This is a genomic window from Chryseobacterium ginsenosidimutans, from assembly GCF_039536845.1.
Lineage (GTDB): Bacteria > Bacteroidota > Bacteroidia > Flavobacteriales > Weeksellaceae > Chryseobacterium > Chryseobacterium ginsenosidimutans_B.
In genome coordinates, this window is sequence record NZ_BAAAZJ010000003.1 from 159128 (window position 1) to 174045 (window position 14918).

Sequence of the window (14918 nt, forward strand, 5' to 3'; positions counted from 1 at the left end):
TTCCGGTAATTTAAATTCTAAATTTTAACAAAATTTCAAATTCACACACTTTGTGAACCGGGAATTTGTTGTCTAAAATTCCAGAACAGTGGGTTTAAATTTTTAAAAATTAATTACGATAAAAAATAAATTAAAAATGAATGATATATTAATGTTGCAATCTACCAAAGAAGAATTAGTAGAAGAAATTAAAAATTCAATTATCGAAGAGATAAAAATTCTCTTTGAAAGAAATAAAACTGAAGATGATCATCTTTTGACGAGGAAAGAAGTTTGTCAATATTTTCATATTCATGAATCAACACTTAATCGATGGACTAAAAGCGGTAAGCTTAAAGGGCGGTATGTTGGGAATAAAATTTATTATAAAAGTTCAGAGGTTTATAAATTACCTGATTGATAACTATCTAAAATACTGAAGAGACTGTCCGAAAAGATCAGCCTCTTTTTTAGTTCAATTCTGATTCCAACTGTTCTATGATATGGTGGATTTTATTTTGGAATTTCAACGCTTTTTCAAGATCGTTGTTTTGATCGTATGTTTCCAGCATATTTATAGACTTATGACCAGTATTTATCATTATTCCTTCATCACCAAAAAGATGACGAAATAGTGTAACATAAGTTCTTCTACAAATATGGGAAGTTACCAATTCCCATTTTGGATATATATCTATAATTTTTCTTTTATTAATCATTTTTCCTCCCCTCATTGGTTTGTTAATTCCTGCCTTTTCACAAACTATTTTTATAAATTCGTTAAAACGTTGATCCGAAATTTTTCTTGGAAATTCCCCATTCCTCTTTTCGAGAATCTTCTTGACTTGTGGTAAAAGAAAAATAGTAACGTTGGTATCCGTTTTTTTCTGTTTAAAGGAAAGAAAATTATCTTTGATTATCATAGAAGAATTAATATTTAGTAAATCCGATACTCTTTGTCCTGTGTAGCAACCGATTAATAACCAGTCTCGTGCGTTGTCCAGATAATCTAAGTCAAATACTTTTTCAGAGATTTTTTTGAGTTCAGTATGGTCTAAAGAAGGGTACCAATAATCTTTTTGTGGAATATGAAAGGTCCAATTTTTTACATCGATACTTACTTTTAATTTTTTGTTTTCGGCAAATTTTACAAAACCCTTTATAATCTTTAATTCTTTCACAATGGTTGTAATTGAATATTTATTTTTCACATTCCACTGAGTAAATTTATCACGGAAATTATCGTTGATATCTGATATTTTCAATTTGGAATCAATTTTTTTTACTTTATTTTTTACAACACCATATTTCTTTATTGTTCCTTGTGTAATAGGTTTTTGCTTCCCTAAAGAATACTGACTTTTCTGCTCAATATAATATGTGACAAAGTCAGAGAAAAGGGAAGGTATAGTGTTTTCTTTTACAATTTTCTTCTTAAGGGTATATTTGGAATTTATATAATTTTTAAGATTATCGGAATTGACTCGATAATCCTGTGAAATAATAAATTGTTCAATATGAATTTTAAACTCTTTTAATTTAATATTAAATTGATCTATTGCTAAATTGAAATTTTTGTCAATCTCATTTCTTACAGATTTCTTTTTTAGAGATTCTTTATAACACTCATTCTCTAAATCCCAATTTTCGGTATTTATCGAAAATGGTGTTGATAATACAATATCAACATCTCTTCCTTGTCGATATCTGAAGTTAATTTTTGCAATACCGTTTTTCTTCCTTAATATATATTTTATACTCATAAATCTTGATTTTAAGGCTAATGTCGGGCAAAAAATCTAAGTTGCCATCGCTTAAAATGATAATGAAAGTAAATAGTAACTAATGAATGTAAATGACAATAATTATTGGAGTAATTCAGAAAGTTTCAAAATAACTAAGAGAAAATTAAACGCTTGAATTTTGGTGGGGCAACTTTTAAGTTTGCTACCACATTTGCACCCACCAAAATGATATTCAATGACAATGAATGGAAGTTAGTGAAAAATAAAAAACACTCTAAATCAGTGATAAAGAGTGTTTTATTTGTTAAAAGATTTCATAACCTTTCATTCCGGTGGAGTTGGAGGGATCCAGACTATGTTTTTTATTTAAAATTGATTCAATGTTATTAGATATTATTAGATAGTTAATTGTTTGTTAATAAGTGTTTTGTGAAAAATGGCGTTGAAAATTATCTAATTTGATTTATTCGTATATATAAATTGTTGCTTAAATGTTGCCTAATTATTTTATTGTTAATAGATTTGTATTCAAATACATTTACTATGGCAAGAGTCCAATATTTTATTCAAAGCCAATCTCCTAATGCGCCAATATATGTCCGATTTTCTTTAGGTAGAGCTTTAGATATAAAAAGAAAGACAGGTTTTATTTGTGATGCGAAAAACTGGAGTTCTAAGACTGGTCTTCCTAAAACAGGAGAAGCTAATAATAAAAATCTTAAAACAACTTTACAGAAATTAGAAGTTCTTATTTTGGAGGAGTATAATAATGACTTTTCCAAGGGAGTTATTATTAATGGAGATTGGTTGATAAGTAAGATTGATCTGTTTAATGGTAGGATTGAGCCTGATGATAAAGAATATCTGGTAAACTATGGAAACCATTATGTAGAACAATTGCCTTATGCTTCAATCTCTAAAGGATTAAAAGGTAATAGTATTGATTCAGTAAAAAAATACACAACAATCGTTAATAAAATAATTCAGTTTCAAAATTTTAAAAAGAAAAAATTCTTATTAAAGGATGTGAATATTGAGTTTGGAAGAGAATTTATAAAATATCTCTTAGATAAAGGTATTACAAATGAAAATACGGCAGGAAGATATATTAAATTTGTTAAAACAATTGTCTTAGATGCCAGAAGAAACGGATACGAAGTAAACAGTCAAATCGATAGCGTAAAAGGGTTTACTGTTGCTCCTCCTAAAAATCCTTTTTCAATAGAAGAAATAAACAAAATCAAAAGTACAAATTTTGTTGAAGAAAAATATCAAATAACAAGGGATTGGTTTGTTATAGGATGTTATGTAGGACAAAGAGCATCAGACTTATTCAGAATGAACAAGAATATGATAGAGGTATTTGAAAGTATGAGATTTATTACGATTACTCAGAAAAAAACAAAAAAAACTGTTCAAATACCTATACATAGAGAAGTTGAAAATATTTTGAATGAAAGAAACGGAGAATTTCCACCCTTATTTTCAAATAATATTGAGACTAACACAACTCTCTTTAATCGATATATTAAAAAGGTTTGTGAACTTGCAGAACTTAACGAAATCGTAGAAGGGAATTTATTTGACAAAAAAACAAAAAAAACTGAAAAAGGTAAATTTAATAAATGGCAATTGGTTTCTTCTCATGATTGTAGAAGGAGTTTTGCCACCAACTTTTATTCTAAAAGAGAATTCCCTACTCCTTTATTAATGAATATAACGGCACATAGTTCTGAAAAGCAATTTCTTGAATACATAGGCAAAAAACCTTTAGATTATTCTTTACAACTCGCAGAAATTTGGAAAGAACAAGCTATACAAGAAGAGAAAAACATTAAACTAACAGTTCTTAAAACAGCAAATTAAAATTATGATACCAAAAGAATTTACCAATACGCAAAATCTATATAGAGTTTTTGAAGATGATTTGAACTGTTTACCTCCAGATGTACCCGCAGATGCAGAAGTAATTAAAAATAGTCATACTGGAAAATTTTGGGATTATGATTTATCAAAAATTTTTCAAACTGATTATGAGTATTTAATAGAAAATAAAAATTTCTTCATTGGATGTACTCTTGAGATTTATAAAAAATATTATCCTCAAAGATTACAAGAGTATTTAAAAAATACTTCTGATGCTTTGGAGATAGATTTTATAATAAGTGATTATAATAGTTTAGAAGAAGAATCTATATTTTCTTTTGCTTCTGAAAGCCTAAAAGAGAATATGAAGGTTTCTATGAGAAGAGTAAAGGAATTTCTTGATGAAAAAATAAAAGAATTAGGTTTTAAAATAGACAAAAAGTCAAACGACAAAGTAACTTCTTACATTTATTCAAAAGACTTGGATAATCGAATAATCTCAAAAGAAATCCTAATTGATCTAAGTGAAACTTCTGCTGTTCAAAAAATAATATACCTTCAAAAATTAGGGATTTTAGATTTTTTGAGAAGTCAAGCAAAAAAAGGAATTTCAATTAATAAATTAGCTACCGTATTAAGTGCAATTACAGGAGAAAAAGTGCAGACTATACAGCCAATGATAAATCCGATCGATAATATTTCTGTAAATCAGCGAAATAATCCATTTGTAAGTAATGAAAAGCAAGTAGAAATAATTAAGAATAAACTAATTGATTACGGATTTGATGTGTAGGTTTTAGTTAGGGACTTTAATTTTTCCCCTAAAACGACTCCAACAAATAAAAATTCCTTGACCCTAATTTTCCCCTAAATGAATCTTTGCTCATTAACAAATAAAATAAATGTTATGAGTACAAATTCAACAGCAATCGATAAGAATGGGGAATTCTTTAAAAAACCATTTTTAACAAAAAAAGAAACAGCTAATTTACTTAGTGTAGATGTAAGTACATTATGGAATTGGCATCAGAAAGGCATACTTAAACCCATTGGTTTAGGTGGTCGTGTTTATTACAGGATGATTGACATAGAAAAAGCATTAGTACAACTTTAATTCTTTAGCTATGAAAAATAAAGTCCTAATCCAACAAAGCCTTCTATGTGATTTAGAGGGCTTTTTGATAAAATATAATTACAATAGAAAAACAGGAAAGCTCAATCTTGATTATTTAGTTTATTATATGAGCTTATTTATTAGCTTACCAAGTTATTATAGAAATGAAAATCAAGATTACCATATTGTAAGCCTTTCATCAAAAAACCTAAAAAAAATTTATTCTGGTTATGTGAATTGCTTTGATTTTTTGATTAAGCATGAAATTATTAAAATACTTTCTAATCATAGTTCGGATAATAAAACAAGTAGAAGATTTGTATTAAACACTAAATATTTTTTTAGTAAAATAGTGAGTTATGAAATTACAAATCCCAAATTAATTAAAAGTCTAAATAACACAGGTAACGATGATAGGATTTTAAATTGTTTAAATAGAAGACCTCATCTAATAAAATACTTTGATGGTAATTTAATAATTGATACGAAAAAGGCTTATAGTATTATTGAACAATACAGAAAAACAAACTATAAAAAGTACCAATCTGGTCTGCAAATAATAAAGGAATTTCACTATCAAGAATGGAGGTGTACCAATAGTTATCAAACTGATGATAGGCTACATAGTAACTTAACAAGATTAAATAAGGAATTAAGAGAAACGCTAAATTATTTTGGTGAAAAACTCGGGGCTGTAGATATAAAAACATCACAACCATATTTTTTTTCGGTCATCTTAAAAGCTATTCTTAAAAAAGATAAACAATTGCTTCATGAGATTGGAGCAACCAAAGTGTTAAGCAATGAAAATATAGATGGATTATTTTCTTTAAATATTGATAAATCTAATGTTATAGAATTCGTTAATATTGTTTTAAATGGTGACTTCTACATCAACTTTCAAAAGAGTTTAGAAATGAAATATGATGAAAATGGGAGTCCGTATCGAATGGTTACAAATTATAAAAACAAGAAAAATAAGGTAATAAACTTTGAAAACCCTTTCATAAAGGAGATTTATAAAAATGAGAGGAGTTACTCAAAATCAGTTGTTATGGAGACTTTTTTTAGTAGACCAAATCATAATTTTGAAGGAACAAAAGCATTCAAACAATCATATCCGAGTGTTTTCGAGATAATGAAATATATTAAATTGCATTGTGTTGAGTTTGACCGTTTATTGACTAATGTAGAAGCTCATTGTCTATTAGATATAGTTGCATTGAATTTTAGTAAAAAATATCCAAATGTGCCGATTTGGAGCATTCATGACAGCTTAGTAACAACGGAAAGTAATGTTGAGTTGTTAAAAAAACAGATAGAAGAGATTTTGAGTGATTTAACAACAATAGATACTAAGAAGTACCAAGCAATAGCAATAGAAGAATACTGGTAACAAGAATAACATAAATTAAGGAATCCAACCCCTAATGTTGCAGGTTTTTATTAGACAATTTTAAAATATGCTAAGTGTTGATTATTAGTGTTTTGCAGATTTGTTTGTACAATTGCTTAGATATTAAGATATTGTATTGTAAATTTGGAAAAACTAATTTTCTTATGCAAATAGACATCTTGGGAAAGGTAAGAGAGAAAAAACTTTCAAACAATAATGTTTTGCTTCCTTTGTATGAAGCAATAGTTAATTCCATTCATGCAATTGAAGATGCAAATCTTCCGGAAAAAGGGCTAATTGAAGTTGAATTGATAAGACTTAATCAAGAAGAGTTTCCATACGAAGATTTACAAAAGTTGCCACCAATAATTGATTTTCACATAAAAGATAATGGAATTGGTTTTAATGAAGAGAATTATGAGTCATTTAATTTTGCTCACTCATCTTACAAATTTGAAAGAGGAGGAAAAGGAATAGGGAGAATTACTTGGTTGAGAGCATTTGATAAGGCAATTATTGAAAGTCATTTTAAAGAAGGGAATTCACTTAAGAAAAGAACCTTTAATTTTGAACCAACCAGAAAAGGTATTGAAAAAGAATCTTTAATTGAAATAGAAAGCAAAGAAGATTTTTGGTCAACTATAGTAATTCTTAAAAATTTAAAAGAGAATTACAGAAAATGGTGTAATAATAATTCTGAAGATATTGCTTTTAAAATTATTGAACACTGCTTTTCTTTTTTCTTAGATTCAAACTGCCCTACCATCGTTCTAAAGGATATTCAAAGACAAATCGTGGTAAATGACTATTTTCTTCAATATATGAAGAAGGCTGTTGAAGAAAAACCATTTATTGTTAATACAAACAACTTCAAGCTTGATATAGTTAAATTGTATAATACAAAAACAGATAATAAAGTACACTTACTTGCCAATAAGAGGGAAGTTACAAATTTCTCAATTTCAGAAACAATACCTGAAATACCTGAGTACATTACTGATGAGGTTGGGCAAAAGTTTTCAATTAGTATTTATGTGTCGGGGAATTATTTTGACGAGAAAGTTAATGAAGAAAGAACTGAAATTATCTTCGATAATGAAAATAGTATGTTTGAAGAAGCCGTTACTCTACCAGAAGTAAAAAGTGTCGTTTCTGAAATTATAAGAGAGCACTTTAAAGAATATTTAGTTGAATTTTCTGAAAAAAAGTTAAATCGTGTTAGAGACTTTGTTATTTCGCATCCAAGATATAGACATTTGTTAAAATACAAGCCAAATGATATTTTAGGAATATCAAATTCTCTTGACGACTCGAAACTTGAGGTTGAGCTTTTTAAAATTCAGCAAAAAATGGAGTTAGAAGTTTTAACAGAAACTAAAGCGGAAATGCAAAATATTGTTTCGAAGGAAGATACAATTAACGAAGATTTATACGAAAAAATACTTGACGTAGGAAATGCTAAACTTTCTGAATATATATTACATAGGAAGCATATTTTAGACTTGTTGGAATTACACCTAAAGAAAAAAGATAGTCAATACTCCACTGAAGAGGTTATTCATAGTTTAATATTTCCACTACGAAAAACATCTAATGATATTTCTCTTGAAGAACATAATTTATGGGTAATTGATGATAAATTGTCTTTTCATGATTATCTGTCTTCAGATAAAACTTTTAAATCAATTGAAAGAACTGAATCAAAATCAACAAAAGAAACCGACTTACTCATTTTTAATAAACCTCATCTTCTAAGCGATGATGAAAAACCATATTCATCAATTGTGATCGTAGAGTTTAAAAGACCTATGAGAAAAGATTATTCTGATACTGAAAATCCAATTAACCAAGTAACTACTTATGCAAGAGAAATAATTACTAATAAGGCTTTAGATAAGGACGGGCGACAATTTGATATAAAAGATAAAACACCTATCTATGCTTATATCGTTTGTGATTTAACTCCCAATATGAGAAAATTTGCAGATGATCATAATTTTACGATATTACCTGATAATGATGGTTATTTTAATTTCAATAGAAACTATAGTTTATATATTGAGATAATTAGTTTTGATAAGCTATTGAGGGATTCTAAAAAAAGAAATAAGGTATTGTTTGAAAAATTAAACTTACCTACTGCCTAATAAAATATTACGGTTTTAAAATCTTTAATTCTTTTAAAATATCTTTTTTTAATTTACTAAATGGTCTTTTCTCAAAGTCTGTTTCGTTAATTTCCGCCCCAAAAGCAAGGCGATATAATTCTGGTTTGGTAAATTTATTTTTAGTCATTTTTTGTAATTCTTCTAAATACTTATCAGAATACTTATATCTTAATAAAAATAAATCTTTAATCTCACTTCCATTTGATGAGTACATTTCTTTTATTTTAAACAGTTTTATACTTTCATCTAATTTGGAATTTAATATATTTTTTTTATCCTTCTTAACTATATTAATTTTAAAATCCTCGTTAACATTTAATAACGTGGTAATATTTTGTGGAATTGCAGTAAATCCAAAATTGCTAACTATATTATCAATATAAGGATGTAGTATATTGTAATCTTTTTCTCCCTTAAATGTTGTGTTACATAAACTGCAAGAAGGTATTAAATTATAAAAAGAAAGAGCTAAAATTGAATATTTTTTTTTGTAATAGAAATGGTCAAACTGTGGTCTTGAAATTTTTTCATTTTTGCGAATTACTGTTGTTGTATAATTTCTATTACAATAACAACATATTCGTATACCTAAAATTTTCGCAAGTTCGTAAGTTCCATATTTTCTACTTTTCGAACTAAACCATTTGTAATCAAAAATCAATCTATAATCAGTATTTGGAAATTTATTTTCAAATAGATTAAAGATTCTAATTAATTTATCAGGATTAGCAAGAATGATTTCTTTTAAGAATATTTTTAAACATCTTTTGTGAAAATCAGAAAGTGGAGGTTTGTTTTTTGAATTAATATAATTGTGACCATTGTCAATTTTTTTCTCTATATCATCTTTTATCTTATAATAATGAGCGAGTGCTGATTTTTCAAAATCTCTATTAATATATATCATACTCAGAATATTTATAATTAAACATATCTTGAAGTTTGTCTTTAATAATTGGCTCATCTATCAAATTAATGGCTTCGAAAAGTTCTTTTTGTTTTGCTTTTCCAAATCTTTTTTTTCCTAATAAATGTATTAATATTTCATTTATTTTCTTTTTGGCAAATTCACCGACCAAACCGTCTTTTATAAAGAAGCTATCAGCAAATAAGTCAGTAATATTTGCTCCGAAAGTATTCATTAGATAGTTGTTTTTAGCAATAGATTTTTTTGTTGCTTCATCAATTTCTAAGAACAAAACATTTTGTTTCGGAATATCTGATAATATAAATGGAGAATGTGTTATGAAAAGAATATTGATGTCCTTTATTTTTTTTAGATTTAATTTGTCGACTTCATTAAGAAGGTAATTTAAGAATTGTTTTTGATATTCAGGATGATAATAAAGCTCAATCTCGTCATATATCATATTTATATGTTGATATTTAGATAATTCTCCATCTTCGTTATCAAATACTGATTCAATATTTAGGATATGATAGATTATGGTAGTAGTACTATAAACTAATTGTTTCTCTCCAGAGCTTAATGATGAAAAGCTACTGCCATCTTCGAAAATAACATCAAATTCAAAGAATGATGGTAATAATAATTGATTGTAAGTATCTCCTTTTTTAACTAAAGCAATTATTTTCTTTGTATAGTCGGAAATTTTAATTTCAAACTCATCTGTTAAAAAATTGTTTTGCCCTTCTTTAATTGGTTTAATTTCATTTTTAAAATGTTCCTCATAATTAATTAAGAAGTTCACAGCCTGTTTTAATTTTGTTGTAATATGACTGTTATCTTTTTCCTTTAAGTGGATTAATAATTTTTTAAATTCATTAATATCACCTTTTTGTTCTTTAATAGCAAAAACCTTTAAATATTTTTCATTTCTATATGTACCATAATTGCCAACAATAGAAAAGATTTTATTCAAAATATATTGATAGGATATTTTTTCAAATTCGCTTAGATTTTCGAAGCCAGTATAATCAATGTTAGTTTCAAACACTTCATTAATCATTGGAATAAAATGCTCGTACTGCTTTAGTATTGTAAATGATAAATATTTGATTTTATTTTCTAATAAACTTTCAATTAGTTTATGATGATTTACTCTTATTTTTAATTTGTGTGGAGTTTTACCATTAATTGGATTAGGTTTTTCTAATTTACCAAATACAAGGGGATGGAATAAGTTATATAAAAATCTTGATTTTGTTAATTCTGTCTCAGTATTAACATCAATAACTCCTTTCGTTCTCATTGGATTGAGAACAACAGGCATTTGGTAAGAATCATTTTTATGAAAAATATTTTTAAGCCATAATCCTAAATCATTTGAGTTTAAAGCATAAAATGAATAGTTAATAGCTAAAGTATAAAAGAAATTGCTTTTGATTAATTCTGTTGTATCTACTTCATTTAATAAAGTTGGATTATTAAAAAGAAATAAATCAGTTTTAGTAGAAGTAAGCTGATGAAGTCTAATATCTTCTCCCTCCAGTCTAAATGAATAAATTATATTTTTTTTTTCGATAGTATACTGAAAAAATATTTCAATATTAATATTTTTAATAGCAATATTAGAACCTTCAGTGACTCTTTTTAAATAATTCAATTGTCTATCAAATTTAAAGTCATTAAAATTTTTCAACATTTTATTAACTTTATCAAAATCATCATCATACATAAATCCTGCATCTGCTTTATCTTTAAGTATATCTATCTCTTTTTCAAAATTTTCTTTAATGCCGTTACCATTTTGAATAGCTAAATTTTTGTTGTTTTTATTAACTGAAAGAATCTGTTCTATATAATTTTTAAGCTCTAATTCTTCAATGTATTCATTGTTTAATATACCAGTGATTTTTTCAATTATTTTATCATCTACTTCAATTTCTTCAATTTTGTCATAGTCAGGATTAATTTTCTTTTTTAATATGCCTCTATAAACTGATAAATTATACAGTGCCATATAAAGTAATTCTACTAATGCACTTTTTCCACTTCCGTTTTTACCAACGATTGCGGAAATATTTAGATTGACATTAGATTTGTTGAAAAATGATTTTGGGATGGAAATTAGAGGTTTGTGCTCTATTTTGGTTATATCATCTAATGATATATTATCAAGTTCAATGTCATTGTTGAAAAACTTGTAATCATTATAGAATTTGTAAATTCTTCCAACTTCTAAACTTTTTAGGAATTTTTCATTACAATTTGCCAGAGGTCTAATAGCTAATAATTTGAAACTCATGTGTTATTTGTTTTTGATAAGAAAATGTAAATTAAGAATTTTATTTATATTTTTACTTCATCATTACGATTAGCAATAAAGCTAAACCAACCTGCTGACAAGCGAAGGTGGTAAAACAATGAGCAGTCTCCAACTGAAAAATATGTTTATTACATAATTTTTTCTCTTATTGTTGTCGGAATGATATTTTAACTTCTTAAAATATTGTTTTATGAAACAGATATATGTACCCAAGAAGATAATGAGATTATTCAAAAATACATCGTGTTATTTTTAAACAAATCCAATCAGGAGTTAATAGATGCTTACAACCGTCAAAAAAGAATTTGGGGAGTTCATCAGCAATTATTGTATTTGATTGCTTTAGATGAAGTTTTTAATGAAAGATTTGGTAAAAGTCCAATCAGTAATGAGGATAATACTGTTTTCGGATTGAGTGTTAGAATTGTTTATTATGAACTAATAAATAGCTTTGAAATAGTTAATGAAAATTAAATTTGAATAGAACAAAGACAATTACTATTTTTGTTTTAACAAAAATTTAGAATGATATAATAAAAAAATAGAATTTTTAAAATATATAGGAGCGTAAACTCTGTTGTTCTGTAAGAAAATCGGCAAAATTTTTAACAGCAAGAATAACAAGTCTTATGCACCGTCCGCTTGGGCGTGTGTTAGTAAAACTTGTTTGCTGTAGGCTTTGCCGAGCCGTCTTACAACAAGATTTGAACCCACACGTCTTCTTGTTTTATAACCTTTCATTAAGTGGGTCGATGAAAAAAAATATTGATATATGTTTTTTGGCTCAAACACAACTCACAGAATCAGAACAGTTTTAGACCTCTATGGTATTGGTTGCTATTCCCCAATAGGAAAATTATTACTTTTTTTACTGAAACTATCAGCTTTCGTTATCCCTATCTCCTTTGTTTATTCAAGATTTGAAGAATTTGAATTGTGGAACATTTTCAAGTTTATTGGTTGGTTTCTATTAGCTTATTTAATTTATGAATTTGTAGTGAATTTTATTATGCTAATTCTAATGAGAAAGAAGGAAGGAATTTGAGTTATGGTTATCCGTAAAAATTAATCATAAGTTGAGAATAACTTTAGAACCAAATTCACATATAATCAAAAAGAATAAAATCAGAAATGGAAAAATCATTTTTATATAGAAAAAAAACGTTAATTATATTACTTCTTTCAGGAATTTCAAATTATTTACATTTCTATACTTCTTTTTTTGAAAGAGAAAATTATAATCTGATGAATATCATTTCATTGGTGTTAATATCAGTCTTTGGAGGTGTGATTACATCTATTCTTATTGCTGGAATTTTGTGGCTTTCAGTTCCATTGTATGAATGTTTTTCTGGTGAAAACAATAAATATCAGGGTAGCATCCCTTTTCAAGTTTTTCTTATCATAGTAGCATTTATCAATGTCATATATTTTGTAACTGATAATGAGACTTTTGCTACAATCATTATTAAATTTTTCAATAAAGAAATCTAAAAATATTAATCCTATAAACTTAAACATTATGAGAAAACTAATTTTCACAACCTTAACAATTATTTTTAGCCTAATTATGTTATCATGCTCAAACAATGATGATGAAAACAATACTTTTCCTTTTCAAGGGCATTGGTCGGGAACTTACTCAGGACAACAAGACCACGGAACTTTTTCAATCAATGTAAGTTCTACTGGTATTGTTACTGGAACAACAATGTCAGTCGTATTTCAAGAAAATTTTGATATAAACGGAAATGTATCTCAATCAGGACAATTCTCTGCAATTGCTGGAAATGCAACATCAGGAGCAACGTTTACAGGGCAAATGAGCGGTAATTCTGCTAATGGCACATGGATAAATAATTCTGCGGGAATGAATGGCACATGGTCAGGAAATAAAAATTAAATTGGAAGTTTACTATTGATTTTAGTGCTGTACGTGGCTTTTATGTCTAACTATAGTATAAGAGTCCAAACGTAGAAAATACTTCTTAAAATTGTTATTTAAGGTAGTGTTTTGGCTCCGTTAATGGGTGATTAAAAGAGCTTTATTTACAGGTGCAAATATTTTTTTTGTGAATTAGGAATATAAATTTTAATCTAAAAACCACGTTATTTTGTTAAAATCAGATAATAATTTTTCACTATGCTCTTTATTTATTGAATTTATAAAACAAATGTGACCATATAGCCAATCATGATAGTTCAAAACAGAATAATTTTTAAATTCATTCTTAAGTTCTTTCCTAAAATTTAAATGATTTTCTACACCAACTCTTTTACAATGATATATGTGTTTTGATAATTCCCTTCTCCATTTTTTAGAAACATTGACTCCGTTAGTTGTTGTCAGTCCTGTAACATATTGTTTCGCTCCTTTATTCATGTAAGATATTTTATCCTCATTAACAAAAAAACCTTCTTCTTCAACAATTTTTTTTACATACTTTATTGGTGGTAACTTTCCTCCTTTTTTGATTGAAAAGGTTAAATCATCTGCATATCTGCTATATTCAAAATTTAGCTTTAAGCCTAATTTTTCAAACCGATAATCCATATTTGTTGCAACAATATTTGCTAACATAGGACTACATGGAGAACCTTGAGGTAATATTGGAGGATTAAGTTTTAAATGCTCTGCAAAAAGAATCTGCTCGTTTGCATTTAGAGAGTCCCAAAATTTTTTTTCATGAGAGAAAGTACAAATCTTTGCCAAAGAAAAAGATAAATTTTTTGCATATCCTAATGAATGAAAAACACCATATATTCTTTTTTCTGTTATTGTATCATAAAATTTTAATAAGTCAACTTTTAATATATTATCTGAAAATTCATGAACTTTTGCATTATCATAAATTGATATTCCACTTCTAAAGCCTTTACATGAATCTCTTAATTTATATTTTGATAATATATTTATCAAAATCCATTTTTGAATATATTTTAAATCTCTATTTGGAGCCATAATCTCTCTGTAGCCTCCTCTTTTCTTTTTTATTACAAATTTTTTATATTTATAAATCTTGAATTGAAAGTTATCCGTATGGTTTCTAAATTCTGTATTTCTCCAAGGTGGAATACTTCTTTCTAAAATGCCTTTTGGTGTCCATTGCTGAGGTTTTCTCTCTCCTATTAAAAAATTAAGATAATCCGATTGAATTTTCATTAATATAGCTAAATGGACGGTAGAAAAAATAACAGGAAAACCACCAAATTCTAATTTATTTATGTAAGAAACACACTCCTCAATATATTTATCTGATTTGCCTTGTAGCTTGGCTTCTTCTATGAACTGCTTAAATGGAAACGACATATTTGTTACTTCTTTCTTGAATGTTAAATAATATTCTTGACAATGTTGGATTTTTAGGAAAGGAATGACGAGGGAGAAAATTCAGCATTACCAAAAATAATATTGCTGCT

The 14918-nt window shown here is 27.0% G+C and carries 13 protein-coding genes and 1 riboswitch; of the genes, 9 read left to right on the forward strand and 4 right to left on the reverse strand.

The window, feature by feature from the left end; genetic code table 11:
* The first annotated feature begins 136 nt into the window (after positions 1–136).
* Positions 137–400 carry a helix-turn-helix domain-containing protein gene (locus ABD745_RS00810; RefSeq protein WP_344823743.1) on the forward strand — a complete coding sequence of 88 codons (264 nt, stop codon included), beginning with the start codon at positions 137–139 and terminating at the stop codon, positions 398–400.
* A gap of 49 nt (positions 401–449) precedes the next feature.
* On the opposite strand, the gene ABD745_RS00815 is transcribed toward ABD745_RS00810, so the two are convergent.
* The gene (locus ABD745_RS00815) at positions 450–1742 is read right to left on the reverse strand and encodes a site-specific integrase (protein ID WP_344823746.1); all 1293 of its coding nucleotides are present in this window, start codon (positions 1740–1742) and stop codon (positions 450–452) included.
* A gap of 525 nt (positions 1743–2267) precedes the next feature.
* Here ABD745_RS00815 and ABD745_RS00820 point away from each other — a divergent pair.
* The 5 genes from ABD745_RS00820 to ABD745_RS00840 all read left to right on the forward strand — a co-directional run bounded on the left by ABD745_RS00820 (position 2268) and on the right by ABD745_RS00840 (position 8247).
* Positions 2268–3590 (forward strand): phage integrase SAM-like domain-containing protein, encoded by a 1323-nt coding sequence (locus ABD745_RS00820; RefSeq protein WP_344823749.1) that lies wholly within the window; start codon positions 2268–2270, stop codon positions 3588–3590.
* Positions 3591–3594: 4 nt separating this feature from the next.
* Positions 3595–4383, forward strand: coding sequence for a hypothetical protein (locus tag ABD745_RS00825; protein WP_344823752.1), 789 nt, complete (start codon positions 3595–3597; stop codon positions 4381–4383).
* Positions 4384–4497: 114 nt separating this feature from the next.
* On the forward strand, positions 4498–4704 hold the full coding sequence (locus tag ABD745_RS00830; RefSeq protein WP_344823756.1) for a helix-turn-helix domain-containing protein: 207 nt from the start codon (positions 4498–4500) through the stop codon (positions 4702–4704).
* Between the two features lie 10 nt (positions 4705–4714).
* Positions 4715–6100 carry a hypothetical protein gene (locus ABD745_RS00835; protein ID WP_344823759.1) on the forward strand — a complete coding sequence of 462 codons (1386 nt, stop codon included), beginning with the start codon at positions 4715–4717 and terminating at the stop codon, positions 6098–6100.
* A gap of 164 nt (positions 6101–6264) precedes the next feature.
* Positions 6265–8247 (forward strand): hypothetical protein, encoded by a 1983-nt coding sequence (locus tag ABD745_RS00840; protein ID WP_344823762.1) that lies wholly within the window; start codon positions 6265–6267, stop codon positions 8245–8247.
* Between the two features lie 7 nt (positions 8248–8254).
* Here ABD745_RS00840 and ABD745_RS00845 read toward each other — a convergent pair whose 3' ends face one another.
* Together ABD745_RS00845 and ABD745_RS00850 are read right to left on the reverse strand one after the other, a co-directional pair.
* Positions 8255–9175: a hypothetical protein gene (locus tag ABD745_RS00845; RefSeq protein ID WP_344823765.1), complete on the reverse strand. Its 921-nt coding sequence runs from the start codon at positions 9173–9175 to the stop codon at positions 8255–8257.
* Positions 9162–11477 carry a hypothetical protein gene (locus ABD745_RS00850; RefSeq protein WP_344823768.1) on the reverse strand — a complete coding sequence of 772 codons (2316 nt, stop codon included), beginning with the start codon at positions 11475–11477 and terminating at the stop codon, positions 9162–9164. Before ABD745_RS00850 ends, ABD745_RS00845 begins: the two co-directional genes overlap by 14 nt.
* Before the next feature lie 55 nt (positions 11478–11532).
* A riboswitch (SAM-I-IV-variant riboswitch) is annotated at positions 11533–11629 on the forward strand.
* A gap of 52 nt (positions 11630–11681) precedes the next feature.
* Between ABD745_RS00850 and ABD745_RS00855 the strand changes: the two genes are divergently transcribed.
* From ABD745_RS00855 to ABD745_RS00865, 3 genes are all read left to right on the forward strand, one after another.
* Entirely contained in the window at positions 11682–11972 is a 291-nt protein-coding gene (locus ABD745_RS00855; RefSeq protein ID WP_344823771.1) for a hypothetical protein, read from the forward strand.
* Between the two features lie 657 nt (positions 11973–12629).
* Positions 12630–12992, forward strand: a complete 363-nt coding sequence (locus ABD745_RS00860) for a hypothetical protein (protein ID WP_344823774.1) — start codon at positions 12630–12632, stop codon at positions 12990–12992.
* Positions 12993–13020: 28 nt separating this feature from the next.
* Positions 13021–13401, forward strand: coding sequence for a hypothetical protein (locus ABD745_RS00865; RefSeq protein ID WP_344823777.1), 381 nt, complete (start codon positions 13021–13023; stop codon positions 13399–13401).
* A gap of 189 nt (positions 13402–13590) precedes the next feature.
* On the opposite strand, the gene ABD745_RS00870 is transcribed toward ABD745_RS00865, so the two are convergent.
* Entirely contained in the window at positions 13591–14808 is a 1218-nt protein-coding gene (locus ABD745_RS00870; protein ID WP_344823780.1) for a reverse transcriptase family protein, read from the reverse strand.
* Between the last annotated feature and the right edge of the window lie 110 nt (positions 14809–14918).

Excerpts from the sequence above, each read along its gene's own strand:
- ABD745_RS00810 (WP_344823743.1), top strand. The coding sequence starts at position 137 with ATGAATGATATATTAATGTTGCAATCTACCAAAGAAGAATTAGTAGAA.
- ABD745_RS00870 (WP_344823780.1), bottom strand. The coding sequence starts at position 14,808 with ATGTCGTTTCCATTTAAGCAGTTCATAGAAGAAGCCAAGCTACAAGGC.
- ABD745_RS00860 (WP_344823774.1), top strand. The coding sequence starts at position 12,630 with ATGGAAAAATCATTTTTATATAGAAAAAAAACGTTAATTATATTACTT.
- ABD745_RS00845 (WP_344823765.1), bottom strand. The coding sequence starts at position 9,175 with ATGATATATATTAATAGAGATTTTGAAAAATCAGCACTCGCTCATTAT.
- ABD745_RS00835 (WP_344823759.1), top strand. The coding sequence starts at position 4,715 with ATGAAAAATAAAGTCCTAATCCAACAAAGCCTTCTATGTGATTTAGAG.
- ABD745_RS00850 (WP_344823768.1), bottom strand. The coding sequence starts at position 11,477 with ATGAGTTTCAAATTATTAGCTATTAGACCTCTGGCAAATTGTAATGAA.
- ABD745_RS00830 (WP_344823756.1), top strand. The coding sequence starts at position 4,498 with ATGAGTACAAATTCAACAGCAATCGATAAGAATGGGGAATTCTTTAAA.
- ABD745_RS00840 (WP_344823762.1), top strand. The coding sequence starts at position 6,265 with ATGCAAATAGACATCTTGGGAAAGGTAAGAGAGAAAAAACTTTCAAAC.
- ABD745_RS00820 (WP_344823749.1), top strand. The coding sequence starts at position 2,268 with ATGGCAAGAGTCCAATATTTTATTCAAAGCCAATCTCCTAATGCGCCA.
- ABD745_RS00865 (WP_344823777.1), top strand. The coding sequence starts at position 13,021 with ATGAGAAAACTAATTTTCACAACCTTAACAATTATTTTTAGCCTAATT.
- ABD745_RS00815 (WP_344823746.1), bottom strand. The coding sequence starts at position 1,742 with ATGAGTATAAAATATATATTAAGGAAGAAAAACGGTATTGCAAAAATT.
- ABD745_RS00825 (WP_344823752.1), top strand. The coding sequence starts at position 3,595 with ATGATACCAAAAGAATTTACCAATACGCAAAATCTATATAGAGTTTTT.